This is a genomic window from Promicromonospora citrea, assembly GCF_013004695.1.
GTDB classification, from domain to species: Bacteria; Actinomycetota; Actinomycetes; order Actinomycetales; family Cellulomonadaceae; genus Promicromonospora; species Promicromonospora citrea.
Genome location: NZ_JABEMG010000164.1, coordinates 1 through 8,471, shown reverse-complemented (window position 1 = coordinate 8,471; position 8,471 = coordinate 1). Strand labels below are relative to the sequence as shown.

The window sequence follows — 8,471 nt, the reverse complement described above, 5'->3', positions numbered from 1 at the left end:
CACGGCGCGCGGTGCACCGAGCCCTCGCGCCACCAGGACCAGACCTCCTCGGTGACGAACGGCAGGTAGGGCGCCAGCAGCCGGAGCATGCTGTCGAGCGCGATCGCCAGCGCGGTGCGAGCCGAGGTCGTCTCGGGGGAGACCTCCGTGGCGTCCGCGCCCGCACCGTAGGCGCGGTCCTTGACGAGCTCGAGGTAGTCGTCGCAGAACGTCCAGAAGAACGTCTCCGTGAGCTCGAGCGCGCGCGTGTGGTCGTACGCCTCCAGCGCGGCCGTCGCCTGCTCGACGACGTCGGCCAGGCCCGCGAGCATCGACCGGTCCAGCGGCACGGTGACCGCCGCGGGGTCGAGCGCGATCTCGCTGCCCGCGCCGCCGCCGAAGGACAGCGCGAACTTCGAGGCGTTGAGGACCTTGATCGCCAGGCGGCGGCCGATCTTCATCTGGCCGACCTCGAACGCCGCGTCCGTGCCCAGGCGGGCCGAGGCCGCCCAGTAGCGCACCGCGTCGGAGCCGTGCTCGACGAGCAGGTCCATCGGGGTGACGACGTTGCCCTTCGACTTCGACATCTTCTTGCGGTCGGGGTCGAGGATCCAGCCGCTGATCGTGGCGTTCTTCCACGGCAGCACCTGGTTCTCCAGGTGCGCACGCACCACGGTCGAGAACAGCCAGGTGCGGATGATGTCCTGGCCCTGGGGGCGCAGGTCCATCGGGAAGACGCGCTCGAACAGGTCGGGGTCCCGCTCCCAGCCGGACACGATCTGCGGCGTCAGGGACGAGGTGGCCCACGTGTCCATGACGTCCGAGTCCCCGACGAAGCCGCCGGCCTGGCCGCGCTGGTCCTCGGTGTACCCGGCGGGCGCCTGCGACGTCGGGTCGACGGGCAGCGTGCTCTCGTCGGGCACGATCGGGTGGTCGTAATCGACCTCGCCGCTCGCGGTGACGGGGTACCAGAGCGGGATCGCGACGCCGAAGAACCGCTGCCGGCTCACCAGCCAGTCGCCGTTGAGCCCGTTGACCCAGTTCTCGTAGCGGACCCGCATGAAGTCGGGGTGGAAGTCGAGCTCCTTGCCCCGGCCCAGCAGCTCCTCGCGGAGCGCCTCGTCCCGCCCGCCGTTGCGGATGTACCACTGGCGCGAGGTCACGATCTCGAGGGGCTTGTCGCCCTTCTCGAAGAAGTTGGCCTTGCGCTGCGTGGGGACCGGCTCGGTCGGCATGTCGCCCGACGCCGACAGCGCCTCGACGATCGCCTTGCGCGCACTGAACGTCGTCTTCCCGGCCACGTCGGACTCGAACAGCGCCGCGCCCGGGCCGCCCGCGAGCCACTCGGGGACCTCGCGGGTGATGCGCCCGTCACGGTTGATGATCGAGCGGGTCGGCAGCTGCAGCTCGCGCCACCACTGCACGTCGGTGAGGTCACCGAAGGTGCAGCACATCGCGATGCCCGCGCCCTTGTCCGGCTCGGCCAGGTGGTGGGCGAGCACCGGGACCTCCACGCCGAACAGCGGCGAGGTCACGGTGGTGCCGAACAGGTGCTGGTACCGCTCGTCGTCCGGGTGGGCGATGAGCGCGACGACCGCGGGGATCAGCTCGGGACGCGTGGTCTCGATGTACACCGGCTCGCCGTCGGGCCGGTGGAACGCGACCCGGTGGAAGTGGCCGGGGTAGTCGCGGGCCTCGAGCTCCGCCTGCGCGACGGCCGTCTGGAACGTGACGTCCCACAGCCCGGGTGCCTCGGCCTGGTACGCCTCGCCGCGCCCGAGGTTGCGCAGGAAGGCGCGCTGGGCCGTGGCCCGCGAGGTGTCACCGATGGTCTGGTACGTCTGCGACCAGTCGACCGAGATGCCGAGGCGGCGCCACAGCTCCTCGAACTCCTTCTCGTCCTTGGCCGTCAGGCGCTCGCAGAGCTCGATGAAGTTGCGCCGGCTGACGGGCACCTGGTCCGCCGCCTTGACGTTCTTGTCCGTACCCTCGAACGGCGGCGTGAAGTCCGGGTCGTAGGGCAGCGACAGGTCCACGCGGACGCCGTAGTAGTTCTGGACGCGGCGCTCGGTGGGCAGGCCGTTGTCGTCCCAGCCCATGGGGTAGAAGACCTCGCGACCGCGCATGCGCTGGAAGCGCGCCACGATGTCCGTGTGGGTGTAGCTGAACACGTGCCCCACGTGCAGGGAGCCCGAGACCGTCGGCGGCGGCGTGTCGATCGAGTAGACCTCGTCGCGGCTCCTGCTGCGGTCGAACGCGAAGGTGCCCTCGGCCGTCCAGCGCTCGTCGAGCCTGGCCTCCAGGCCGTCGGCACTGACCTTGTCCGGTACCTCCTTGACCACCGCGCGTACGACGTCCGTCCCCGCTACCGCGGCGGCGGTAGAGGTCGAGGTCGGGTCAGGTGCGGATGTGGTCGCTGCCGGGTCCGTCGGCCCGGAGGAGGAGGGAATGCTCATGACCACAAGTGTCCCAGATCCGAGCAAGCCGAACGGCCCGTCGTCCACAGGCTCGCGGGGGCGTCCCGAGGGCGGTCCGAGGGGCGAGACGTCCGCCACAGATTGTTCGAGATGGTCGATGGTTTCCAGAGGCATGGACTATGGTTCTTCCGATTCACCCGGTCCATCACCCCAGGAGACGAACGTGCGCATGTCGTGCTGTCGGTGCTCGCCGCACCGCACCCCCGCCATGTCCCGTCGTCCCTAGGAGATCCGCCCCGTGTCGATCGACCGCTCCGCCGAGGTGGTCGGCCCCGCCGCACCCGCCGTCACCCGTGGCGTGACCGGCAGCCCGGGCGGCAGGGCTCCGCTGTGGCGCAGGCTGGCTCGCGACAGGTTCGCGCTGGCCGGGGGCGTCGTCGTCGTGGCCTACGCGCTCGTGGCGCTCGCCGCCCCGCTCGTGACCCATGCGCTCGGCGTCGACCCCTACACCTACGACCTCGACGCGCTCGGCCCGACCGGCGCGCCCGCGGGGCCGGCGGGCGGCATCAGCGCCGAGCACTGGTTCGGGGTCGAGCCGCTGACGGGGCGCGACCTGCTGGCCGTCGTGGTCATGGGTTCGCGCACCTCTCTCCTCGTCGGCCTCGGCGCGACCGTCGTCTCGATGGTCGTCGGCACCGTCCTCGGCCTCGTCGCGGGGTACTTCGGCGGCTGGGTCGACTGGGTCGTGGCCAGGCTGATCGACGTGCTCGTCGGCCTGCCCGCGCTCGTCTTCATGATCGCGATCGGTGCCGTCGCGCCGGGCTGGTTCCCGCGCCTGCTCCTGCTCGTGCTCGTCATCGGCCTGTTCGGCTGGTCCTCGATCGCGCGCGTCGTGCGCGGGCAGACGATGGCGCTGCGCAGCGCCGGGTTCGTGCGTGCCTCGCGGGCGCTCGGAGCCTCGCCGGCGCACGTGCTGTTCCGCCAGGTGCTGCCGAACCTCGCCGCCACGATCGTCGTGTTCACGACCATCTCGATCCCCGGCGCCATCGGCGCGGAGGCGGCGCTCTCGTTCCTGGGCGTCGGCGTCCCACCGCCCACGCCCTCGTGGGGCCGGTCGATCGGCGACGCCGTCACCTGGTTCTCCGTCGACCCCGTGTACCTGCTGTTCCCCGGGCTCGCGCTGTTCGGGATCACGCTCGCGTTCAACGCGTTCGGCGACGGCCTGCGCGACGCGCTCGACCCCCGCTCGGCGGCCCCGCGCCGCCGGAAGGGCGGTGCGAGGTGACGCTCGTCCGGTTCCTCGCGACCCGGCTCGCGACGCTCGCGTTCGTGCTGCTCGCGGTCTCCTTCCTCACGTACGCGCTGTTCGTGCTCCTGCCCGCCGACCCGGCGCAGCTCGCCTGCGGCCGCCCGTGCACGCCCGAGCGGCTCGAGACGGCGCGGGCGTTCATGGGGCTGGACAAGCCGGTCGTCGAGCAGTGGTGGGACTTCCTCCGCGGCGTCTTCGCCGGCCGCACCTTCGGGTCCGCGAACGCCACGCTCACCTGCCCGAGCCCGTGCCTCGGCTACTCCTTCGTCCGCAACGCCCCGGTCACCGAGCTGATCCTCGGCCGGTTCCCCGTGACGGCGTCGATCGCGGTCGGGGCGGCGGTGCTCTGGCTCGTCGTCGGTGTCGGCGCGGGCGTCGTGGCGGCGGTGCGCCGCGGGACGGCGCTGGACCGCGGGCTCATGATCGCCGCGATCACGGGCGTCTCGGCGCCGAGCTACCTCGTCGGCCTGCTCGGCATCCTGCTGTTCGGGTTCACGCTCGACATGGTCCCGGTGTCCGGGTACGTGCCGTTCGCGACCAGCCCCGTCGACTGGGCGTGGCACCTCGTGCTGCCGTGGACGGTGCTCGCGCTGCTGTCCGCCGCGATCTACACGCGCCTGACCCGGTCCCAGATGCTCGAGGAGCTCGGCTCCCCGTACGTCCGCACGGCACGGGCCAAGGGCCTGAGCGAGCGCCGGGTCGTCACGCGGCACGCGCTGCGCAACGCGGCCGTCCCCGTCGTCACCCTGTTCGCGCTCGACCTCGGCGTGCTGCTGGGCGGCACCGTCATCACCGAGCGCGTGTTCTCGATGCCCGGCCTCGGCGCGCTGCTCATGGAGGCGGTCGGCGCCACCGACGTGCCGCTGCTCGTCGGCGTCACGGTGTTCACGGCCGCGCTCGTCGTGGTGGCCAACCTGGCGGTCGACGTCGTCCACGGCGCGCTCGACCCGCGGGTGCGACACGGAGGGAGCAGCCGGTGACCCGCCGATGTCGCCGGTGACCCGCGCGCCCGCCGCGCCCCGTCACCTCCACCCGGCCGTACGAGAGAAGAAGGACCCATGACCACCACCTCCCGCACCGGACGCCGCGCGGCGCTCGCCGGCGTCGCCGTCGCGACGACCCTCGCGCTCACCGCGTGCAACGCCAACGCCCCCGAGCCGGCAGGCGGCGAGACCACCGCCGTCCAGCAGGGCGGCGAGCTGCACGTCCTCACGTCGTCGACGGCGATCAACTGGGACCCGGCGACCAGCCAGAACCTCGCGATCACGACGCTCGGCCTCGTCGAGCGCCGCCTGACCTCGTGGCGCACCGACCCCGACGGCACCACCGAGGTGGTGCCGGACCTGGCCACCGACACGGGTACCCCGTCGGACGACGGCGCCACCTGGACGTACACCCTCAAGGACGGGCTCACGTTCGAGGACGGCACCCCGGTCACGTCGGCCGACGTGAAGTACTCGGTCGAGCGGTCGTTCGCTCCCGAGCTCTCGGGCGGTCTCGGCTACCACAAGGGCCTGCTCGAGGGCGGCGACGACTACACCGGGCCGTACGACGGCGGTGAGCTCGACTCGATCGAGACGCCGGACGACAGGACGATCGTCTTCCACCTCGACAGCGCGTACGGCGACTGGCCGTGGATCGTCTCGATGCCCGCGTTCGGCGCGGTGCCCGAGGACCAGGACGACGTCGAGACCTACGCGACCGATCCCGTCGCGACCGGCCCGTACCGCGTCGCGGAGACGGTCGAGGGCACCTCGGTGACCCTGGAGCGCAACCCCGAGTGGGACCCGGAGACGGACGACGCGCGCGCCGCAGGGCCCGACTCGATCGTGTTCGAGCTCGGCCAGGACGAGACGGTCGTGGCGCAGCGGCTCATCGCCGACTCCGGCACGGACGCCTCCGCGTTCGGCGCGTCGTTCGTGCCGCCCGCGCAGCTCGCCCAGGTGCAGCAGGGCCCGGCCAAGGACCGCCTGGTCACGTCGGGGCCCGGCGCGCTGGCGTACCTGGCGATCAACACCGAGGCCGAGGGTCTCGACGACGTCGACGTGCGTAAGGCGATCAGCCTCGCGGTCGACAAGAACGCCTACCGCGTCGCGGCGGGCGGGGAGATCTCCGGCGACTTCGCGACCACCCTCGTGACGCCCGGCATCCCGGGCCGCGAGGAGTACTCCGACGGCGTGAACGACGCGGCCCCCGAGGGCGACGTCGAGCGTGCCGAGCAGCTGCTCGAGGACGCGGGCTGGTCGGGCCGCGAGCTGCGGCTCGTGGTCCAGGACGACGCCCCGAACCTCGCTCGCGCGCAGGCGATCCAGCAGGGTCTGGAGCGTGCGGGCCTGACGGTGAAGATCGTGCCGCAGGCGGCCGACGTGTGGACCCAGACCGTCACGCAGGGTGACGGCTCGGGCTACGACCTCACGCTGTCGTCGTGGCAGCCCGACTTCCCGAGTGCGAACGGCAACATCCAGCCGCTGTTCCACTCGTCGCAGGTCGGCGGGGGCGGCTACAACCTGGCCCGGTACGCCGACCCCGAGGCCGACGAGCTCATCGAGCAGGCGACGCAGGAGACCGACGCCGAGCAGGCCGCGAAGCTGTGGGTCGAGGCCGACAAGCTGATCCTCGGCGACGCGCCCGTCGTCCCGCTCATCTACACGAAGAACTCGTTCCTGCACGGGTCGAAGGTCGAGAACTTCCGGATCCCGGACTTCCCGGCCTACCCGAACTACCTGCAGGTCTCGCTGAGCCGGTGACCGGCACGACGCACCAGGGCGGGCAGCCCCTTCTCGAGGTGGAGGGGCTGTCCGTCGTGTTCGACGACGCGGCGGCGCCCGCGGTCGACGGCGTCTCCTGGGCGCTGCACCCCGGGCGCGTGACAGCCCTCGTCGGCGAGTCCGGCTCCGGCAAGACCGTGTCCGCCATGGCGGTGCTCGGTCTGCTGCCGGACACGGCCCGGGTCGCCGGGTCGATCCGCCTCGGCTCGCCCGACGGGGGCGCCACCGAGCTCGTCGGCGCGTCCGGCGAGACGTTCCGCGACGTGCGCGGCGCCGTGCTCTCGCTCGTCTCGCAGGAACCGATGAGCGCGTGGAACCCCGTGCTGACCGTCGGCGAGCAGGTCGCCGAGGCGGTGCGGGCGCACCGGACCGGGCCGTCCCGCCTGTCGCGCCGGGCCGCGCACGCGCGCGTGCTCGAGCTGCTGGCCGAGGCCGGGCTGGACGACCCCGCGCGGATCGCCGCGGCGTACCCGCACCAGCTCTCGGGCGGCCAGCTCCAGCGCGCGCTGGTCGCCATGGGCCTGTCCCAGGACCCCGTGGCGATCGTCGCGGACGAGCCGACCACCGCCCTGGACGTCACCGTCCAGGCGGGCATCCTCGACCTGCTGCGCCGGCTGCGCGACGAGCGCGGCACCGCCGTGCTGCTCATCACGCACGACATGGGTGTGGTGGCGGACCTGGCGGACGACGTCGTCGTGATGCGGGAGGGGCGCGTGGTCGAGGCGGCGTCGGTGGGCGAGCTGTTCGCCGCGCCGCGCGACACCTACACCCGGACGCTGCTGGCGGCGGTGCCGCGGCTGGGCGGGACGGCTGCGGGAGCGGCCGCGGCCGCCCGTCCGAGCCGGCCGGAGGAGGCAGCCGTGGTGCTCGACGGCGTGACCGTCACCTACGGCGGGCGGCACCCGGTCGTCGCGGCGGACGACGTCCGGCTGGAGATCGGCCGCGGCGAGGTGCTCGGCCTGGTGGGGGAGTCGGGCTCGGGCAAGTCGACGCTCGGCCAGGTCGTCGCGGGGCTCCTGCGGCCGGGTTCGGGCCGGGTCGTGATCGACGGCGTCGACGTGGCCCGCGCCTCGCGCCGGGAGCGGGCCGCGCTGCGGCGGTCCACGGGCGTCGTCTTCCAGGACCCGGCCTCGACGCTCAACCCGCGGTGGACCGTCGCGCAGTCCGTCGGCGAGCCGCTGCGGCTCCACGCCGCGCTCGACGCACCCGCGCAGGAGACGCGCGTCCGCGAGCTGCTGGACCTGGTGCGGCTCGGCCCCGCCTCCGCGGGCCGCTACCCGCACGAGCTGTCGGGCGGGCAGCGGCAGCGCGTGGCGATCGCGCGCGCGGTCGCGCTCGGGCCCGCCGTCCTCGTCGCGGACGAGCCCACCTCGGCCCTGGACGTGTCCGTCCAGGCGCACGTGCTGGACCTGTTCCGCGACCTGCAGGCCGAGCTCGGGTTCTCGTGCCTGTTCGTGTCCCACGACCTGGCGGTCGTCGAGCGGGTCGCCGACCGGGTGGCCGTGCTGCGGTCCGGCCGCGTCGTCGAGAGCGGCCCGACGGCGCGCGTCCTGCGCGAGCCGGCCGACCCGTACACGCGGGCGCTCGTCGCCGCGGCTCCGGTGCCCGACCCGGAGGCGCAGGCGGCGCGACGGGCGGCGCGGGCGGGCGCACGGGCGTAGGCGTGTCGGTGGCCGCACGTAGCGTGGTGGCATGACCGCGTCCGTCACCGCCTACCGCGAGCTCCCGCCGCCGCGCGCCCTCGCGCCGGTGGTCGCCTGCCTGTGGGAGCACGACCTGGCGCCCGGCCAGGAGCAGCGCATCGTCCCGGACGGGTGCGTGGACCTCGTGCGCCTCGAGGGCGAGCTGGTCGTGGTCGGCGCCGACACCGGTCCCGTGGTCGCGCGGGCGGGCGACGGACCGTCGTCGCGCACGAGCGGGATCCGGCTGCGGCCGGGGGCGGCCGGCGCCGTGCTCGGCCTGCCCGCGGCCGAGGTGCGCGACCAGCGGGTGCCGCTC

General features: G+C 73.5%; 6 protein-coding genes. 5 read left to right on the top strand and 1 reads right to left on the bottom strand.

All coding sequences use genetic code 11. From position 1 onward, the window contains the following. Positions 1 to 2,435: valine--tRNA ligase (gene valS, locus HLB15_RS20875; RefSeq protein WP_171108267.1), on the bottom strand; the 2,435-nt coding region annotated here is incomplete at its 3' end. A gap of 259 nt (positions 2,436 to 2,694) precedes the next feature. Here valS and HLB15_RS24905 point away from each other — a divergent pair. The 5 genes from HLB15_RS24905 to HLB15_RS20850 all read left to right on the top strand — a co-directional run. After that, positions 2,695 to 3,681, top strand: coding sequence for an ABC transporter permease (locus HLB15_RS24905; RefSeq protein ID WP_171108265.1), 987 nt, complete (start codon positions 2,695 to 2,697; stop codon positions 3,679 to 3,681). Further along, entirely contained in the window at positions 3,678 to 4,685 is a 1,008-nt protein-coding gene (locus HLB15_RS20865; RefSeq protein ID WP_171108263.1) for an ABC transporter permease, read from the top strand. The genes HLB15_RS24905 and HLB15_RS20865 overlap by 4 nt, the downstream gene beginning before the upstream one ends. A 78-nt stretch (positions 4,686 to 4,763) precedes the next feature. Beyond that, complete coding sequence (locus HLB15_RS20860) at positions 4,764 to 6,452, top strand: ABC transporter substrate-binding protein (RefSeq protein WP_171108261.1); 1,689 nt, start codon at positions 4,764 to 4,766, stop codon at positions 6,450 to 6,452. Continuing rightward, positions 6,449 to 8,134 carry a dipeptide ABC transporter ATP-binding protein gene (locus HLB15_RS20855; RefSeq protein WP_171108259.1) on the top strand — a complete coding sequence of 562 codons (1,686 nt, stop codon included), beginning with the start codon at positions 6,449 to 6,451 and terminating at the stop codon, positions 8,132 to 8,134. Before HLB15_RS20860 ends, HLB15_RS20855 begins: the two co-directional genes overlap by 4 nt. A gap of 31 nt (positions 8,135 to 8,165) precedes the next feature. After that, positions 8,166 to 8,471, top strand: a 306-nt coding sequence (locus HLB15_RS20850) for a DUF6597 domain-containing transcriptional factor (RefSeq protein ID WP_311979602.1), incomplete at its 3' end; no start/stop codon positions are given.

Bases quoted from the DNA above. Each gene is read 5' to 3' on its own strand.
- HLB15_RS20860 (WP_171108261.1), top strand. From the start codon at position 4,764: ATGACCACCACCTCCCGCACCGGACGCCGCGCGGCGCTCGCCGGCGTC.